Origin of the sequence: Aeromonas sp. FDAARGOS 1403 (assembly GCF_019047325.1) — a bacterium.
Lineage (GTDB): Bacteria > Pseudomonadota > Gammaproteobacteria > Enterobacterales > Aeromonadaceae > Aeromonas > Aeromonas dhakensis.
Window position 1 is genome coordinate 1,985,160 of sequence record NZ_CP077249.1, and the last position, 17,382, is coordinate 2,002,541.

Below are 17,382 nucleotides of genomic sequence, written 5' to 3' on the forward strand. Positions count from 1 at the left end.
GCAAAGAGATGATCTCGATCAAGTCCCCTTGTGGTTATTTAATCGGCAGCCGGATCTGTGAGCCTCCTCCCAGTTCAAGACCCTGACGGGGCCGGTGTGGCCCCGTCGGCGCCTATTGGCGGGCAGGCTTGCGCGGGCCTGGCTCGGTGAGCGGGGTGATGCGCCAGCCCTGCTGCTCCAGCAGGGCGAGCAGCCCTTGGTCGCCGTAAAGATGCAGCGCCCCTACCACGATGAAACTCTCGTTGGGCAGGGTGGACCACTTCTTCAGCCAGTTGTGGTTGCGCTCCGCCAGCAGGGTCTGTTCCAGCCAGGCCTGCAGTTTGGGCGGTGCCATCTCCGATTTGAGCAGGTTGATGAGGGTCGCCTCGTCCCCCTCTTCCCACGCCTTCATCACCTCGCCAAAGCCGCGCTCGAGCTCGGGCAGTTCGTCCAGGGTGCTCTCCAGCATCAGGGTCTGGTTGTCACCGACGCTGGCGAGGTAGCCGAGCTGCTCGAGCAGGGTCTCGAAGCCGATGATGGGCTTGCCGCCGTCGGTGGCCTGTTTGGCGAAGTGCTGATCCACCCCGAGCGCGCTGCGAAAATCGGTGCGCTCCAGCGCCGCCTGGGTGAGGGTGATGGCGGCGAACCAGGGGCGCAGCGGGGCCAGCATGTTCTCGGTCAGGCCGTTCTGGCCGGCGGCGATGATGGTACGCCGGTAGAGGTCGAGCGGTATGTGCTCCTTGAGGGTCTTGCCGTCCACCAGCCGGGTGATGGCCCCCATCTCCTGCCACTGCTGCTGGCTGATGTGGGTCAGATCGACCTCCAGCACCAGGGCGCGGCTCTGCAGCCAGGCCCGCTCGATGGGGTCGGGCAGCGGATAGAGCGAGGGCTTGCCCGCGTGGATGGAGCCCAGCAGCCAGTGCTGCTGATCGCCCTTGCTGACCTTATAGAAGGCGGGGTCGGCAAAGGCGCTCAGCGGCAGCAGCAAGCAGAGCAGGAAGGGGAGCAGCAGGCGATGGAGTCTCATTGGGCACCTTATGTCAGCGGATGGCTTCTCTTCGTCACAATAACCCCTATGATAAGTCCTCATTTGTCACAGCCAAGAGGTTTTCCCATGCCCCACCTTCGTTTTCGGGCCGTCTCCGTCGACACCCTCAAGCAGATAAGCGCCCCTCTGCTGGCGGATCTCTGCGCCCTCACCGGGGGCAAACCTGAGTTCGTCACCCTGGAGTGCATCGACAGTCACTGGGTGCGCGAGGGGGAGCGCGAGGCCGGCTTTCCGTTTGTCGAGCTGGTCTGGTTCGAACGCCCGCAGGAGTTGCAGGACGCGGCCGCGGCGCTGATCACCCGCCACCTGAAAGCTGTGCTGGGGGAGCAGACCTATGTGGTGGTGCAGGTGCTGCCCATCGTCAAGAGCTGCTATTACAGCAACGGCCAGCACTACTGAGCGGGGACGGCCAGGGGTGGCGGCTTGGCTGATTCAAGCCACTCTGATGCCGGTTGGTGGAGATGAGACGAGAGGCGACGATGCTCGTCGTCGCCTCTGGTTGCCAGTAGTGTGCGGGCGTGCCGGGGGGGCGAAGCGGTTGCCGTCAGGCCGACTTGGCGAGGATCCGGTCGAGCAGGCGGCTTGGCAACAGGCGGCGCAGCACCCCGAACAGCCGGGTCGGTAAGGTGACCGGGTAGCGGTGTTTTGGGCGCGGGCTGCCGAGTGCGTGCAACAGCGGTGCGATGCAGGCTTCGCTTGGCAGGGTAAAACCGCGGGCACCCCCTTCGCGCTCCAGCCGGCTCAGGGTCTGCTGGTAGGCGGCCTGATGGCGGCTGGTTGCGGGATCTATGTGGCGCAGGAAGGCGGCGCGGGCATTGGCCCGAAAGCGGGTGTCGATGGGGCCCGGCTCGATCAGGCTGATCTGCACGCCGCTGCCTGCCAGCTCCAGGCGCAGGGTATCGGTATACCCTTCCAGCGCGAACTTGCTGGCGTTGTAGGCGCCGCGATACTTCATGGCCACCAGCCCCAGCACTGAGCTGTTCTGCACGATGCGCCCCTCGCCGGCCGCCAGCATGGCCGGCAGCAACTGGCGAATGAGGTGGTGCCAACCGAACAGGTTGGTGTCGAACTGCTCGCGCAGCGCCTGGGTGGGCAGATCCTCCAGCGCGCCGGGCTGGCCGTAGGCGCCGTTGTTGAACAGGCCATACAGGCGGCCACCGGCCAGTGCCTGTGCCTCGGCCGCGCCCCTCTCTATGCTGGCCTCGTTGGCCAGATCCAGCTCGACCGCCAGCAAACCCAGCTGGCGCAGCTGCGTCACGTCCTCGGCCTTGCGGGCGGAGGCGATGACGGTGTAGCCGTGCTGGCCGAGCGCCTTGGCGGCGGCCAGGCCGATGCCGCTGGAACAGCCGGTGATCAGAACGAAGCGGGACATGGTCGCATCCTTGTGGTGACGGGGCAGGCAGAAGCGCCTGCGGCTTTGCATGTTAACCCGCTGATCAGAAAAAAGAAAACCGGGCCAATCGGCCCGGTTTGCTAACTTCAACCACCTGCTTACAGGATGGTGAACGGCATGATGATGTGGAACTTGACGTCTTTCTCGGAGGCGAAGATGTTGGGGTATTCGGTCCAACCGCCGCCCTGGCTGATGTCGTTGTTGTAATCGGTGTAGTGCAGCTTGAACAGGGTGCCCTTCAGCTTGCCATCCTGCACTGTGTACATGACGTCGAAGTTGGCTGCCCATTCGGTATCTTCACCGTTGGTGGCCTTGGTGCCGTCGCCTTTCTGGATATCCCAGCCGTAGGCACCGGAGACACCGACGGACCAGCCAGGTGCGCCCACCAGGTCATCCAGGGAGCGGGTCACGCCGAAGAACAGCGCTTTTTCGTTGTTGGCGTTCCAGTCGGAGCGGGAGTCCCACCAGATCTCGTTCGCGCCCTGGGAGTTGCCGTAGCCACGGGTCAGACGGGGCAGGTAGTTGCCTTCGTTACCCTCGGCCTTGGTCCACAGACCTTCCAGACGGAAGCCGTACGGGCCCATGCCCCAGGCGGCGGTCAGCGCTTGCTGCCATGCCAGGCCGTCGTAAGTCTCGATGTCGGCACCGCCCTTCTGATAGGTCTCGGTGTCGGAGCCGTAGAACTGGTAGCTGGTGGAGAGGCCGCCCAGCACGTCAAACTTGTGGGCCAGCTTGAAGTGGTAGCTGTCCATGTAGTTTTCGGAGTTACCGTAAGAACCGGTAATGGAGGTGCCGTTTTCGAAGGTGTAACGCGCCGCTACACCCTGGATGTAGTCGATGACGTTTTCATCGGCGAACGGATCCATCCATGCCTTGGCGCGGGAGAACTTCTGGGTCTCCTTGTACCAGGGAGATTTGTACTCGTCGGCGATGGCGTAGGTCAGGTAGAGGCCACCGAAGTTACCCTCGATCTGGCCACCACGGTAGGTACCCGGCTGATAGGACCAGTTCACGCCGATCACGCCCGGTACGTAGAGTTGGGTCAGGCCGCCCTTGGCGGTGAGGGCACCGTCCAGCGCCTTGAATTTCAGCGAGGCGTTGGCCAGGCTGAAGCCGCCTTCCGGGGAACCGTCCTTGTAGTTTTCGCCCCATTTGTTGCCGGCGAAGGAGAATTCGTTCTCCTGGTTGACCGGGTGGTTCTCGGTCACGGCCAGGTCATAGGCACCGAAACCGCCCACATCGATACCCACCACGTCCCAGGCGTAGCCGGAGTTGAAGTTCAGGGAGGCCTGGGTGGTGGCGTGGCTCAGGTTGGACTGGTACTTGCCTTCTTTGTTCTTGGCAGTGGGGTCGCCGTCGATACGCTGACGATCACGCTGGAAGTAGAAGAGGCCACCGTTGAGTTTGCCTTCTTCATAGAATTTGCTGGCGGCGGCTGCATAGGCGGGACCTGCTTCGTCGGCAGCCAACACCATACCGGGGGCGAGCATGGCAGCAACGACGGCTGCGCTCAATGCGGCACGTTTGAAGATCACTTTTTCCATTTTGTATTGCTCCTGATTTTATGGACTTAGCTTTTTTGTCCGGCAGTCAGGCAGGTGCCCGCCGCTCGGTATTGGCATTGCAATCAAGACCCCGAAGGGCAAAAAGTTCGAGTATGTCGGCTGCGGCCGCGACGTCTTGGCACATCTGCGGTGGGTGCAGTTCTGTTCATCACATATTTTGTTTTTTTGTGTTCCGATACTTGGCTATCGGACAGCTCAAGAGTACGTTCGCGGTGCGAAATATCAATGGAAAGTTCCCACCAAGTTTCAAAAATATGACCGAGTGCAAATAATCATGACGCTCGTTGTGGACACTTCCAGCCCGCTCATAACGGCGATGACAACGTTTTCAGATGAAATTGCCGGCCGATCCGGACGGATCGCACTGTGCAGAGGGATCTTTCCTCGTTAACCTGCGGATAACAGATAATTTTGTGCCACAAAAAAAGATAAACCCCTGCGCGATGGCAGGGGCCGGGTTGGGGGCGCCGGCTGAACCGGCGCGGCTCAGGCCTGGTGGCCGAGGATGCGCGGGATCTGGCTGGCCTGGTGGTGGATGTGCTCCGACACCTGCACCGAGAGGCGGCTGCCCTGGCGGGCGTGCTGGCTGATGCGGCCGATGAGATCGGCAAAACTGGCCAGCTTGTGCTCCTGGCTCTTGGCGTTGTCGGCCCCCTGCAGGGCGATGACCGCCGTGCTGCGCGCCATCTCCCGCACCGCCTGGGTGGTCTGGCGCAGCTGCTCCGCCTGTTGACGCTGGGCGGCGGCCTCTGCGGTGATCCGCGCCAGTACTGTGCCGAGCTGATCCCCCGCCTGGGTCAGTCTGGTCAGGATCTCGGTGATCTGGCCGAGGGAGCGCTGGGTATCGGCGGAGAGGTGGCGCACTTCGTCGGCCACCACCGCGAAACCGCGCCCCTGTTCCCCGGCCCGGGCCGCCTCGATGGCCGCATTGAGCGCCAGCAGATTGGTCTGCTGGGAGATGTGACCAATCACATCGACGATGGCGGTCACATCTTCCACCGAGCGCTTGAGCTGGGCCAGGGCGCCACCGCTCTCGTCGATGGCGAGCCCGGTCTGGGCGGTGGCCTGCAACATGCCCCCCACCAGCTGCTCGCTCTGGCTCATGGAGTGCTCGTTGTGCTGGGCGTGCTGCGCTATCTCGGCGGCCACCTGGTGTACCTCGCCGGCCAGCTGGTTCAGCTCGCTCATCATCAGATCGCTCTCGTCCACCGCCTGCTCCGTGGTGCGGGTGCTGTGATGGATCTCCTGCACCTGGTTGACCATTCCCTGCAGGCTTTGCGACACCGCCGACAGCTGGCCCTCTTTCTGCTGCTGATCCTGTTGCAGGCGCAGGATGAGGCGGTTGTAGCTGGCGACGATGTCGGCCAGCTCGTTGCGCTCGCGCCCCTCTGGCAGGGTCTCGGCCTGCCCGGTCTCGTCGAGCTGCAGGAAGGCCGCGCGCAGGCGTAGCAGCGGCCTGACCAGCCAGCGGCGCTGCACCAGCGCAAACAGCAGGGCGACCAGCACCAGACAGAGCGCCAGGCTGCCGAGGATGGCGGCCAGCCGCTGGTTGACCGCCTGGCGGGCGGCGGCCAGTTCGCTGCCCATCTGGCCGGTGGCCTGCAGCATCTGGTCAATGTCCTGCTGCACCGCCTGGCGTGCCTGCTGCTGCTGTTGCAGCGCCTTGCGGCTGTTCTCCAGCTCCTGCGGGTAGCGCTTGAGCAGCGAGATCAGCTCGGCCTTGGGGAGATCCCCCAGTTCCTTGCGCTCCGGCTCCCCCAGGGTGAACTCGTCGGCGGGAGGCGCCTCGAAAAGCGCCAGACTCGGCAGGGCCGCCAGCTGCTCGGCCTGTTTTTGCAGGGCCGCCAGCTCGAATTGCAACCCTTCCAGCAGCTTGGGGCTGGCCTGCTCCATGTAGTTCTGGCGCAGGTGAGCGAGCGCCGGCAGGGCCGCCAGCAGGTCGCCTGCCAGCTGGCGATAGCGCTCGGCACTGGCCGGGTCGCTCCCCGTCGCCCCTTGCTGACCGTATCGCAGCAGCGCCCTGGCCTGATCGGTCAGCTCGTTCTCGGCATTTTGCAGCAGCCACTGGCTGTTGCCGGAGAGCTTGCCCGCCGCCAGATAGTCGCTGTCGATGCGCGCTCCCATCTGCTCGAGCAGGGTGCGCAGCGGGGCAGTGAGCGCCCCATTCTGTTGGGAGAGCTGGGCGAGCGCCTGCTTGCGCACCCCTTCGGCCTCGGTCAGCCGCAGCGGATCGCCGCTGGCGAGGTAGTCGCGCAGGGTGCCCTGCAGGGTACCGGTGAGCCGCTGCTGCAGCCGTTCGTGCTGGTGCTGGGCCTGCTCGGCCTGGTTCAGCTGTTGCCAGCCGTGCCAGAGGGCAGCGACCTGCACGGCGGCGACCAGCAGCAGAGCGAGAGAAGAGAGGGAGGCGTAATGGGCAATTTTCACGGCAGCATTCCTGCTTGTTGAACCACGGCGATGGGCGTCGGCGTGAGCTTAAGCAGCAGAGATGGCGCTTTTATGACAGTCAACCCGGCGGCCCGGACTGACTGTCGAGAGGGCTGGCTTACGGCCGCAGGGCAGGGGCCTCCTGCTGCTGGCGGGCAGGGGGCTTGCCCAGCATGCCGAGCAGGGCGCCACCCATGATAAGGGCGCCGGCCAGCAGGTGGCGGGGGGTCAGCTGCTCGCCGTTGAGCAGCACCAGCAGCATGGTGCTCAGCAGCGGCGTCAGATAGGCCAGCGCTCCGATCCGGCGCGGATCCCCGTCTCGCAGCGCCAGATACCAGGTGACGAACGCCGCCCCCATGGGACCGAGTGCCAACCCTATGATGAGGCCCCAGTCACCGGCCGGAATTTGAGCCACCGGCAGCGGTCCCTCCAGCAGCCGGGCCAGCAACAGCGCCAGCAACCCGGCTGGCAGGCAGGCCGCCGCCGTCATCACCGCCGGGGCCGGCGGGAGCCGGCGCGACAGCACCGAGTAGGCACCCCAGACGATGGCGGCCCCCAGTGCCAGCAGATAGCCCGGCAGATAGGCCTGTTGCAGCTGCAGCTCGCCGTTCACCATCACCAGTACCGAGCCGGCCAGACCCAGGGCGCCGGCCAGCAGGTGACGGCCGTGCAGCGGGTGACCCGGCAGCAGCAAGGGGGTGAACAGAATGATGAACAGCGGCCAGAGGTAGTTGATGAGGTTCGCCTCCAGCACGGGGGCGTGGCGAAAGCTCATGAACAGCAGCAGGTGGTAGAGCAGCAGGGCGCTGATGGTCACCAGCCAGTTGACCGGACGAGCCCGCCACTGACGCCAGAACGGCAGGGCTCCCACCCCGCAGAAAAACAGCACCAGCCCCACCAGCACCAGCGGCGACACGCTGGTGACCCGGGAGGTGAGCGCCGCCAGCGAGGCCCACAGCACTATGGTCAGCAGCGCCAGCCCGGTGGACTTGTCCCACCACGAAGCAGCAGACATCCGACACTCCTTTGCAGATGAATGAACAAAAAGAGGGCCAGTCTAGCAGACCGGCCCTCCCTGGTGGCCATACCCCGGTGGTGTGGCAGTGCGATTATTTGCTGTCGGTCACCGCGCTGCTGATGGCGGGCAACTGCTGGCGACGCACGCCCCAGATGATGAGCGCCAGCACCAGCAGGGGCAGCAAGGGATCCAGCCAGGTGCCGCCGGAGCCGAACAGCAGGTTGAGCAGGGCGACGCCGGTACCGCCGATGGCCCAGGCGATGGTGGTCGGGATGGACCAGACGATCATCTGCTGTTTCACGTCCGAGATCCCCATCATGCGGTTGACCACCCAGAACAGGCTGTCGTTGAAGTAGCCGAAGAAGAGCGACCCCATGGTGGCGGCCTGGGCGGCCAGCAGCATGTTGACCCCGGGGATTTGCGCCAGGATGGGGGCCGAGATGGAGGCCGCCGTCACCATGGCCACGGTGCCGGATCCCTGAATGAGGCGCACCAGGGTCGCCACGATGAAGGGGATCAGGATGGGGGAGATGGGCAGCAGGGCAATCTGCTCGGCCAACTGCTGGCCCGCGCCGCTGTCGCGCAGCACGGCCCCCAGCGCCCCGCCGGCCCCGGTCACCAGCAGTATGATGCCGGCGGATTGCAGCCCCTCCTCGAGGCGGGCGGCGGTGGCGTGCTTGTCCATGTGCGGCACCAGGGTGTAGACCGCCAGCAGCACGCTGATGGCCAGCGCTATGATGGGGGTGCCGATGAAGTTGATGCCCTGCACCAGCGGGTTCGCCATCAGGCCGTCCATCCCCTCCAGGGTGGCGAGGGTGGTGAAGATGGCCTTGAGGAAGATGAGCACGATGGGCACCAGGATCGGCAGCAGCGACAGGGTCAGGCTCGGCAGGGTCTTGCCCTCCTTCTCCTTGAGGTACTGCTCATAGGTGACCTGCAGCTCGTCCGGGGTCTTTTGTACCTGCTGGGCAAACTCGGGGTACTTCTTGTCGAGCCACTGGGCGTAGAAGACGATGCCCACCACGCAGGGGATGGCCAGGGCCATGCCCATCAGCAGCATGGCGCCTATGTCCACCCCAAACAGGCCGGCCACACCGAGCGGGCCCGGGGTCGGCGGCACAGTGTGGTGAGTCACCACCAGACCGCCCGCCAGCGCCACCCCCAGGGTGAGCAGGGAGCGCTTGCCGCTTTTCGCCAGTGCCTTGGCCACCGGATAGAGAATGACGAAGGCGGAGTCTACGAAGATGGGGATGCTGACGATGTAGCCGGTGATGGCCAGCGCCCACTCTTCACGCCGCTTGCCAAGCCACTTGATGAAGCTGTAGGCGATCTGCTCGGCGGCGCCGGACACCTCCAGCAGGCGACCCATCATGACCCCCAGGCCGATGACGATGCCGATGCTGCCGAGGGTGGAGCCAAAGCCCTGGGTGATGACGGTGAGGGTCTTGTCGATGCTCATGCCACCTGTGATCCCGGCGATGCAGGCCGCCGCCAGCATGGCGATCAGCGCGTGCACCCGGGTGCGGATGACCAGAAACACCAGCACGAAGACGGCGATGATGAGACCTATGATGGGGGTTGGGATGTCGCTCATGATGCCTCCTGCATGTCATGGGTGATGAAGCTGTCGATGATCTCGGCAAACGTCCTGTCTGCCATGAAACCGAGGGCGGTGGCACGCTGGTTGTCGATGCGTCCCGGCCAGCTGGCCACGATGCGCTCGATGGCCGGGTCGGCGGCAAACTGCACCCGATCCCGCGCCGCCTGGCCGCCCGCCTGGGTCAGCGCCGTCAGCATCTCGCCGACGGTGATGCTGATGCCGGGCAGGTTGATGCTGCGGGCATCCCCCCTTGGCAGGGTGGCGGCCAGCAGGAAGTTGGCCACCACGGTGGCGGGGCTTGAGAGCCAGAGGCGCAGCTCCGGGTTCACCGGGCAGAGGGCGTTCTCTCCTTGCAGCGGCTCGCGGATGATGCTGCTGACAAACGACGAGGCGGCGCGGTTCGGCTTGCCCGGTCGCACGCAGATGGTTGGCAGGCGCAGCGCCAGGCCGTCGACGTAACCCTTGCGGCTGTAGTCGTTGACCAATAGCTCCCCCATCGCCTTCTGGGCACCGTAGGAGGAGGTGGGGGTCAGCGCCGTGCCGTCGTTCACCAGCTCGGGCAGCGGGCCGCCGTAGACGGCCAGCGAGCTGGTGAACACGAAGCGGATGCCTGGGCGGGCGTGACGGCATGCTTCCAGCAGACTGCGGGTGGTGTCCAGATTGACCTGCCAGCCGAGATCGAAGTCCTGCTCCGCGTGGCTGCTGACGATGGCGGCGAGGTGATAGACCACGGCGGTGCGTTCGCTGATGAGGGACTCGGCCACCCCGGGGGCGGTCAGATCCGCCTGCAGGCAGCGCACTCGCGGGTCGGCCAGGGCTGGTGGCTCCTGAATGTCCACCAGCAGCAGCTCGCTGAAGGGTAAGGAACTGTGCAACAGGGCGCGGGCCAGCTTCTGTCCCAGAAAGCCGCCTCCGCCGGTGATGATGATCTGCATCTTGCTATCCTCAGACTCGTTCGTGTGTAGGGTCGTTATTGTTGTGCCAGCCAGGTCAAGCCTTGCCGGGTGTTGCCTCTGGGGTTGTATTCACAGCCGATCCAGTCGTGGTAGCCCGCCTGCTCCAGCACCTTGAACAGGTGCGGGTAGGCGATCTCCCCCTCGTCCGGTTCGTGGCGATCCGGCACCGAGGCGATCTGGACGTGGCCGATGGCCGGGCCCAGCTTGCCGATGAGACGGGTGAGATCTCCGTCCATGATCTGGGCGTGATAGAGATCGAGCTGCACTGCCACGTTGGGCCTGTCTATCTCCTGCACCAGCGCCAGGGCGTCGAGCTGGTGGGCCAGGAAGTAGCCGGGTACATCCCGATCGTTGAGAGGCTCGAGCAGTACCTTGATGCCGTCTTCGGCCAGGAAGTCGGCGGCGAAGCGGATGTTGTCGATCAGGGTCTGGCGGTGGGCCGAGAGGCTATGAGCGGGGTCGACTATGCCGCTCATGGCGTGTACCTTGCGGCACCCCAGTGCCAGGGCGTAGTCGCGCACGCTTGGCAGATGGGCGCGAAACTCGGCCTCCCGCCCCGGGATGGCGGCCATGCCGCGCTCCCCCGCCGCCCAGTTGCCCGGCGGCATGTTGAACAGCGCCTGGGTCAGGCCGTGCAGTTGCAACTGGCACCCCAGCTCGGCGGCTGGCCACTCATAGGGGAACAGGAACTCCACCGCGGCGAAGCCGGCCTCGCGGGCCGCCGCGAAGCGCTCCAGAAACGGCAGCTCGGTAAACAGCATGGTGAGGTTGGCGGCAAACTTGCTCATGATGTAATGCTCCTCAATGCGTTGTTTTTGTATCGGGTCAGAGGGACGGACCAGAGTTGGCTCATGGCTTCAGACTCCTCAATTCGTTGATCTCGGGTTCGCTCAGGTAGCGGATCCGCTGGCCGTGCAGCAGCAGGGCGAGGCGGGCCGTCTCCTCCAGCTCCTCCATGTTGTTGACCGCGTCCACCAGGTCCTTGCCGGTCACCACGGGGCCGTGGTTGGCCAGCAGGAAGGCGTTGCCTTCGGGGGCGCGGCGCCCCAGCTCCTCGGCGATGCGGGCATCCCCCGGCTTGTAGTAGGGAATGAGCGGCAGCTGGCCGACCCGCATCACGTAGTAGGGGGTGAAGGGGCGGATCACATTGGCCGGATCCAGCCCCTCCAGGCAGGAGAGGGCGGTCAGGTGAGTGCAGTGCAGGTGCACCACGGCCTGGCAGTCCGGCTTGTTGTGGTAGATGGCGAGGTGGAAGGCCACCTCCTTGGAGGGGCGATCGCCCCCCAGGTGCTCGCCACTCATGCTCACCCGGGCGAGACGCGCAGGATCGAGCCGGCCGAGGCAGGAGCCGGTCGGGGTGGCGAGCAGGGTGCCGTCCGGCAGTTTGGCGGAGAGGTTGCCGGCGCCGCCGGTGGCATAGCCTCGCTGGAAAAGGGATGCGCCCAGCATCACCATGGTGTCGCGCAGTGCCTGTTCAGTCATGGAAAAACTCCTGTGCCCGGCTGAAGAAGGTCTCGTCACCGAAGTTGCCCGATTTGAGGGCCAGCGAGAGGGGGGCGTCGGTGGCTCGCACCCAGGGCACGCCGGGGGCGATCTGCGGGCCTATGTGGAAGGCGGCGACGCCGAGGGCCTGGGTGACCCGGCTCGAGGTCTCGCCGCCGGCGATGATGAAGCTGTCTATGCCGGCGGCGCGCAGCAGTACGGCGAGGCGGGCAAAGCACTGCTCCACCGCCTCGCTCGCCGCGTCGCGGCCATGGCGGGCCTGGATCTCGGCCAGCCGATCCGGGCTGGTGGTGGCGTGGATCATGGGGGCGGGTGACGAAGGCTGATCCAGCACCCAGCGGGCCAGCTCGGCCGGGTAGTCGGCTTGCGTCAGGCAAGCGACCACGTCGAGGGGGAGAGCAGGCGCCGCCTCCCGATAGCGGGCCACCTGGTGATTGGTCATCTCGGAACAGGAGCCCGACAGCACCACGGCGCGGGTGCCGAGCGGTCTTCCCGCGGCGCGGGCGGCGGCCGGATTGCTGTTGCCGAGCAACCTGGCCAGGCCGATGGCGAGCCCGGAACCGCCGGTCACCAGCGGCATCTCGATGGCGACCGCGGCGATATCCAGCAGGTGCTGCTCGGTGAGGGTGTCGACCACGGCGTAACGCACACCAGCTTGTGTTAGCTGCTCGAAGGCGTCGGCAATGGCATCAGGGCCCTGCGCTATGGTGGTGAAGGGCACCAGTCCGGCGCGCCCTGAACCCTGCCCTTCCATCAGCCGCAACAGGTTGCTGTCGGTCATGGGGGTGATGGGGTGGTGACGCATGCCCGATTCGGCCAGCGGCTGGGCGCCGACAAACAGGTTGCCCTGATAGACGGTGCGACCGTTCACCGGCAGGGCCGGGCAGATCAGGGTGAATCGGCTCTCCAGTGCCGCCAGCAGGGCATCGGTGACCGGGCCTATGTTGCCGGCCGCCGTGCTGTCGAAGGTGGAGCAGTACTTCTGATAGATGCGCGGGCAGCCGCGCGCCTTGAGCCAGTCGAGGGCCGCCAGTGAGTCGCGTACCGCTTCGCCCGCCGGGCAGGATCGGCTCTTGAGGCTGATCACCACGGCATCGATCCCGCTGAGATCCACCGCCGGCGGGATGCCGGCAAGCTGGAGGGTGGCGAGGCCGTTTTCCACCAGAAAACCGGCGATGTCGGTGGCCCCGGTAAAGTCATCTGCAATCACACCCAGTTTCATCGTGCCTCCTCCGCGCCTGGCAGGGTGATGCCGTCGAAGATCTTGATGACGGCGCTGTCATCCTCCTTGCCGTGGCCGGCGTTGCTGGCGGCGAGGAACATGTTGAGGGCGGTGCTCGCCAGCGGCAGCGGGAAGCGAAGCTCTCGCGCCGTGTCGGCCACCAGGGTGAGATCCTTGACGAAGATGTCCACCGCCGAGCGGGCCTGGTAGTCGCCGGCCAGCACCCGGGCCATGCGGTTTTCGAACATCCAGGAGTTGCCGGCGGCATGGGTCACCACGTCGTACATGAGATCGAGCGAGATGCCGGCCCGGCTGGCCAGCGCCATGGCTTCAGCGGCCACGGCGATGTGCACGCCGGCCAGCAACTGGTGAACGATCTTGACCGTGCTGCCCTGGCCCGGTTCGCTGCCGACCCGGTAGACCTTGCCGGCCACCGCATCGAGCACAGGGGCCAGCTTGTCGAAGGCCGCGTCGGCGCCGGCGGCCATCACCGTCATCTCGCCGGCCTCGGCCTTGATGGCGCCGCCGGAGACCGGGGCGTCCAGCATCGGCAGATCCAGCGCGGCGAGCTCGCGAGCCAAGCTTGCGGCCTCTTCTGCGGCTATGGTGGAGGAGATCATGATGCCGGTGCCCGGTTTGAGATGTGCGGCGAGGCCGTGCTCGCCAAACAGGATCTTGCGCACCTGGTTGGCGTTGACCACTAGCAGCACGACGGCGTCCAGGGTTTCGGCAAGCGGACGGGCATCGGCCATGACGGCGGCGGCACCGGCCTGTTGCAGCCGGTTGCGCGCCTCTGCATTGAGATCGATGCCGTAGGTGGTGAGCCCGGCCCGCAGGCAGGAGCGGGCGGCGCCCATGCCCATGGCACCCAGGCCGATGACGGCAACGTGATAGGGTCTGCTCATCTGTCAGTTCCTCGATTACAACGAATGAACCGATAGTAGGGGCTTGTGGTGGTGAAATATCAGGCAGGTGTCACAAAATTTAACTTCAATGGTGTTAATTTTTGTTATTAAGAGCGATTTGGAGCCGATTGAGTGACTTTGGTGGCGATTGAGATGTGATTTGTTGTGAATTGTGAGCCTTGATTTGCTTTTTTATCAAAATTTCCCATCCCGCTGGGGTAACATGGGTGCTCGTTTTAGCGTTACGGATTGCCCATGATCCCCGTAGAGAGACAGCAACAGATCCTGCACCTGCTGGCCGAGCGCGGTGCCGTCAGCATCACGGAACTGACCGAACGGCTGCAGGTATCCCACATGACCATCAGGCGCGATATCCAGAAGCTCGAAGAGCAGGGGCGAGTCCTCTCGGTGTCGGGGGGCGTGAGCCTCTCCGAGCGGATCAAGAGCGAGCCCTCCCACGCCACCAAGCGCAGCCTGATGCAGGAGGCGAAGCTCGCCATTGCGCACAGTGCCGCGGCGCAGGTGGCCGCGGGCAGCTCCGTCTATCTGGATGCGGGTACCACCTCCCTCGAGCTGGCCCGCGAGCTGGCGCCGCGGGAAGACTTGATGATAGTGACCAACGATTTCATGGTGTGCGCCTACCTGATCGAGCACGGCCGTGGCCGCCTCTACCACACCGGCGGGCAGGTCATTCGGGAGAACCAGTCCTGCGCCGGCGAGGCGACCGCCCACTTCCTGCGCAATCTGCACCTTGATGTGGCCTTCTTGTCGGCCTCCTCCTGGGATGCCCTGGGGATCTCCACTCCCAGCGAGCAGAAGGTGCCGGTCAAGCGCGCCGTGGTGGAGGCTGCAGCGACCCGAATACTTATCTGCGACTCCTCCAAATACGGCAAGGTGGGTACCTTCAACGTGGTGGGCTGGGAAGCAATCGATCAGGTCATCAGCGACGGGCAACTGCCCGAGAGTGCGCGCGAGGTGCTGGCCCAGCACGGTGTCAGGCTCACGTTGGTTCCGCTGGGAGGGGATGCACACTATTCCACTGAGCTGGCAGGCTAGTCCGGGCTGGGTCGGTGGCGACGGGCTGCCGACGTACTCGCCATCGGCCGAACGGCGGCCTTGGCCAAAAACGAGCAAGGGGTTGGCATCATGACGATGCCAACCCCTTGTTTTGTATGGCGTTCCCGACTGGAGTCGAACCAGTGGCCTGTCCCTTAGGAGGGGACCGCTCTATCCTGCTGAGCTACGGGAACCTTGTGGCCGGCATTATACAAGAAGCGGCTCCCTTTTAAACCCTTGATTCTTATTCCAATACTGCCAGATCGCCGATCTGGATGTTAAACGGCGAATATTTGTTCTGGCTGCTGATGATGGCGCCATCCTCGAATACCTGCACCACTTCGAACAGGCCGTCGGCCGGGTTGCGCAGCATGCGTGCCTTGCCGTAGGGGTCGATGAAATCGGCATCGTGCTGGATGCGGAACTGATCCCCGAGCCGGACGCCGTTGCGGCGGCCGAGATTGATGTAGGGGCCACGCTCATTCTGGCTGACCACCCGGGCGGTAACCGGGGCGCAGCTGAGCTGGGCCACCAGATCCTGCACCGCCTCCTGCAACTGGTAGTTGACCTCCTGACCGTAGCTCGACTGCCAGAACTGGCCGCTGCTGCTGCCTACCTGATCCCGCTTGGCGAAGGTCCAGTTGGCCCGGCCCTGATACTCCTTGCGGCCGAGCAGGCTGCCGTTGATGCCGTCGAACAGATAGAGCTGCATGCGAAAGTTGCGGATGGGATCTTCATACCAGCTGGTCAGCTGGTTGCCCTGCGGCTCGATGGAGAGATCGTCGATGCTGCCGAGCACCAGGTACTGGCTGTCGGTACGCAGGCTGAGCGCCTTGATCTCCTCGAGGGCGCTGCGATCCCCCTGTTGCAGGTGGAGTGGATCGATGCGCAGGTTTTCGTCCAGCCACTGGCGCACGGCCACCCCTTGCGGCGCGCTGGCCAGCGCCTCGAACATGCGGCGTGACAGGTTGGCGGGCATGTCGTCGAGGGCGCCGTAGCTCGCCTGCTCGGGGTAGCGCAGCCGCAGCCGCACCAGCGTCAAATCCTTGGCGTAGTGCTGGGTCTGGCAGATCTGGCGCTCGGCCTGGATGTCGGCCATCACTGTGATGTACATGCGGCCGTTGCGCACCTCTTCCCGCTTGAGCCGGTACTGGCGAATGTCGCCGCCGGAGCGGATCTGGATCTGCTCGGAGCGCAGGCTGCCGTTTTCCAGGCGCTGGATGCTGGAGACGGCGGCGCCGCTCGCCAGCAGGGCCTGCCGCAGGGCATCGCGGGTCGCCTGCTCGCGGGCGTAGACCTCGTCCCCACCCAGAATGGCGGCACTGCCCTGCGCCTCGATGATCTCGGCCCGGGCCGACAGACTGGCCAGCAGCAGGGTTAACAGCAGCGGTAATTTCATGACAAACACCTTGAATATGCGGGTCGGCGCGATTCACCCCTGTCGAAGCGAGGTCGCCGGCCGATACAGATCACAGAGCCGTGCCGGTTGCACAGCACACCGCGAATATTTAGCAAGATCCATGCCTCATTCCCGGCTCAAGCTTTGGCCGGTCGAACCGATAACAAATCAGGTGCAGATACAGGAAAGGTATCCATGAACAAACTCATCACGGCGTTGGCGCTCGCTCTGGCATTGGCCGGTTGCGGCACCGACCCCATCAACCGGGATCTGGGTGATCCGCGCCAGGCGGCGCAGGGGATGGAACTCAACTGGCTGGTGGCTCGCATGACCGATCAGCTGATGGAGCGCAAGTCGCTCACCACCCTGACCGAGCCCATCGCGGTCGCCTCCTTCGTCGATCTCGACACCCTGCAGGACACCAACTGGATGGGCCAGCAGATCGAGGAGAGTTTTATCTACGAGCTCAACCGTCGTGGTGAGGTGGTGGTGGACTTCAAGCTGACCGGCAGCATCAAGGTCACCCCGCAGGGGGATTTCGTGCTGAGCCGCAACTACAAGGATCTCTCTCCCCGGTTGCCCATCTCCCGCATCCTGGTCGGCACCTTCAGCCGCAACAGCAAGGGGATCCTGGTCAACGCCCGCATCATCGACCTGCGTACCAAGATGGTGGAGACCACGGCCCAGAGCATGATCCCGCAGAAATACCTGTTCGGTGCCAACAATTCGTTTGGCCGGGCCTCAATCAACCGCGGTTACCTGATGCGTGACAGCCAGGCGCGTCCCGGCGGCCATCTGGTCAACCTGACGCCCTGACAAGGAGTAGACGCAATGAGAATCCTGTTCGGATGCCTGCTGGCCCTGCTGCTGACGGCGTGCAGCGGCGGCAATCGGGTGGTCAACTACGGCGGCAACAACAAGCCGGATGATTTCCCGGTACTCAAGGCGGTCGGCTACGCGGTGATCGACATCCAGCCCGGCCCCTCCCAGTCCGAGAAGATGCTGCAGGCCATTCGCGCTTCCAAGATGGATGCCTACCGCGAGCTGGCCGAGCAGCTCAATGGCCAGCAGGTGCGCGGCCAGAGCAGCTACAAGGACCTGACCCAGACCTCCAACTCGCTGGACGTGTCGGTGGCGGGCATGGTGCGCGGCGCCAGGGTGGTGGCCTCCTATCCCCGTGGCAACACCTATGCCACCGAGATGGAGCTCGATACCCGCGCCCTCTACAACATCAATCAGCTGATGGCAGGTCAGTTCTGACGGCCTGTCCGCTGCGAATGGACGACAAAAAGGCGACCCCGCAGGGTCGCCTTT

The 17,382-nt window shown here is 64.7% G+C and carries 16 protein-coding genes and 1 tRNA gene; 4 read left to right on the plus strand and 13 right to left on the minus strand.

The window, feature by feature from the left end:
* Nucleotides 1–112 precede the first annotated feature (112 nt).
* Nucleotides 113–1,006, minus strand: coding sequence for a TraB/GumN family protein (locus I6L33_RS09490; protein WP_054544240.1), 894 nt, complete (start codon nucleotides 1,004–1,006; stop codon nucleotides 113–115).
* A gap of 87 nt (nucleotides 1,007–1,093) precedes the next feature.
* Between I6L33_RS09490 and I6L33_RS09495 the strand changes: the two genes are divergently transcribed.
* On the plus strand, nucleotides 1,094–1,426 hold the full coding sequence (locus I6L33_RS09495; RefSeq protein WP_017779194.1) for a DUF1904 family protein: 333 nt from the start codon (nucleotides 1,094–1,096) through the stop codon (nucleotides 1,424–1,426).
* 145 nt (nucleotides 1,427–1,571) lie between these two features.
* Here the strand turns inward: I6L33_RS09495 and I6L33_RS09500 are convergent, their stop codons facing one another.
* From I6L33_RS09500 to ltnD, 10 genes are all read right to left on the minus strand, one after another.
* On the minus strand, nucleotides 1,572–2,399 hold the full coding sequence (locus I6L33_RS09500; RefSeq protein ID WP_216973961.1) for an SDR family oxidoreductase: 828 nt from the start codon (nucleotides 2,397–2,399) through the stop codon (nucleotides 1,572–1,574).
* 119 nt (nucleotides 2,400–2,518) lie between these two features.
* Entirely contained in the window at nucleotides 2,519–3,964 is a 1,446-nt protein-coding gene (locus tag I6L33_RS09505; protein WP_017763925.1) for an OprD family outer membrane porin, read from the minus strand.
* Between the two features lie 507 nt (nucleotides 3,965–4,471).
* Nucleotides 4,472–6,409 (minus strand): methyl-accepting chemotaxis protein, encoded by a 1,938-nt coding sequence (locus tag I6L33_RS09510; protein WP_095593263.1) that lies wholly within the window; start codon nucleotides 6,407–6,409, stop codon nucleotides 4,472–4,474.
* Nucleotides 6,410–6,527: 118 nt separating this feature from the next.
* Nucleotides 6,528–7,424, minus strand: coding sequence for a DMT family transporter (locus I6L33_RS09515; RefSeq protein WP_216973962.1), 897 nt, complete (start codon nucleotides 7,422–7,424; stop codon nucleotides 6,528–6,530).
* Nucleotides 7,425–7,518: 94 nt separating this feature from the next.
* Nucleotides 7,519–9,021 carry a GntP family permease gene (locus tag I6L33_RS09520; RefSeq protein WP_216973963.1) on the minus strand — a complete coding sequence of 501 codons (1,503 nt, stop codon included), beginning with the start codon at nucleotides 9,019–9,021 and terminating at the stop codon, nucleotides 7,519–7,521.
* Nucleotides 9,018–9,962 carry a D-erythronate dehydrogenase gene (gene denD, locus I6L33_RS09525; RefSeq protein ID WP_017779200.1) on the minus strand — a complete coding sequence of 315 codons (945 nt, stop codon included), beginning with the start codon at nucleotides 9,960–9,962 and terminating at the stop codon, nucleotides 9,018–9,020. Before denD ends, I6L33_RS09520 begins: the two co-directional genes overlap by 4 nt.
* Nucleotides 9,963–9,997: 35 nt before the next feature.
* Complete coding sequence (otnI, locus tag I6L33_RS09530; RefSeq protein WP_216973964.1) at nucleotides 9,998–10,771, minus strand: 2-oxo-tetronate isomerase; 774 nt, start codon at nucleotides 10,769–10,771, stop codon at nucleotides 9,998–10,000.
* A 61-nt stretch (nucleotides 10,772–10,832) separates the two neighbouring features.
* Nucleotides 10,833–11,465, minus strand: a complete 633-nt coding sequence (locus tag I6L33_RS09535; protein WP_010634854.1) for an aldolase — start codon at nucleotides 11,463–11,465, stop codon at nucleotides 10,833–10,835.
* Nucleotides 11,458–12,708 (minus strand): 3-oxo-tetronate kinase, encoded by a 1,251-nt coding sequence (gene otnK, locus I6L33_RS09540; protein ID WP_216973965.1) that lies wholly within the window; start codon nucleotides 12,706–12,708, stop codon nucleotides 11,458–11,460. The genes I6L33_RS09535 and otnK overlap by 8 nt, the downstream gene beginning before the upstream one ends.
* The gene (ltnD, locus tag I6L33_RS09545; protein WP_216973966.1) at nucleotides 12,705–13,613 is read right to left on the minus strand and encodes an L-threonate dehydrogenase; all 909 of its coding nucleotides are present in this window, start codon (nucleotides 13,611–13,613) and stop codon (nucleotides 12,705–12,707) included. The genes otnK and ltnD overlap by 4 nt, the downstream gene beginning before the upstream one ends.
* Before the next feature lie 255 nt (nucleotides 13,614–13,868).
* Here ltnD and I6L33_RS09550 point away from each other — a divergent pair, with 255 nt between their 5' ends.
* On the plus strand, nucleotides 13,869–14,669 hold the full coding sequence (locus I6L33_RS09550; RefSeq protein ID WP_017763931.1) for a DeoR/GlpR family DNA-binding transcription regulator: 801 nt from the start codon (nucleotides 13,869–13,871) through the stop codon (nucleotides 14,667–14,669).
* Nucleotides 14,670–14,786: 117 nt separating this feature from the next.
* Here I6L33_RS09550 and I6L33_RS09555 read toward each other — a convergent pair.
* Together I6L33_RS09555 and I6L33_RS09560 are read right to left on the minus strand one after the other, a co-directional pair.
* Nucleotides 14,787–14,863, minus strand: a tRNA-Arg gene (locus I6L33_RS09555).
* Nucleotides 14,864–14,913: 50 nt separating this feature from the next.
* The gene (locus tag I6L33_RS09560; protein ID WP_010634842.1) at nucleotides 14,914–16,068 is read right to left on the minus strand and encodes a flagellar assembly protein FlgT; all 1,155 of its coding nucleotides are present in this window, start codon (nucleotides 16,066–16,068) and stop codon (nucleotides 14,914–14,916) included.
* 195 nt (nucleotides 16,069–16,263) lie between these two features.
* On the opposite strand from I6L33_RS09560, the gene I6L33_RS09565 reads away from it, so the two are divergent.
* Together I6L33_RS09565 and I6L33_RS09570 are read left to right on the plus strand one after the other, a co-directional pair.
* Nucleotides 16,264–16,884 carry a FlgO family outer membrane protein gene (locus tag I6L33_RS09565; protein ID WP_005303721.1) on the plus strand — a complete coding sequence of 207 codons (621 nt, stop codon included), beginning with the start codon at nucleotides 16,264–16,266 and terminating at the stop codon, nucleotides 16,882–16,884.
* Nucleotides 16,885–16,899: 15 nt separating this feature from the next.
* On the plus strand, nucleotides 16,900–17,328 hold the full coding sequence (locus I6L33_RS09570) for an LPP20 family lipoprotein (RefSeq protein WP_005303718.1): 429 nt from the start codon (nucleotides 16,900–16,902) through the stop codon (nucleotides 17,326–17,328).
* The last annotated feature ends 54 nt before the right edge of the window (nucleotides 17,329–17,382 follow it).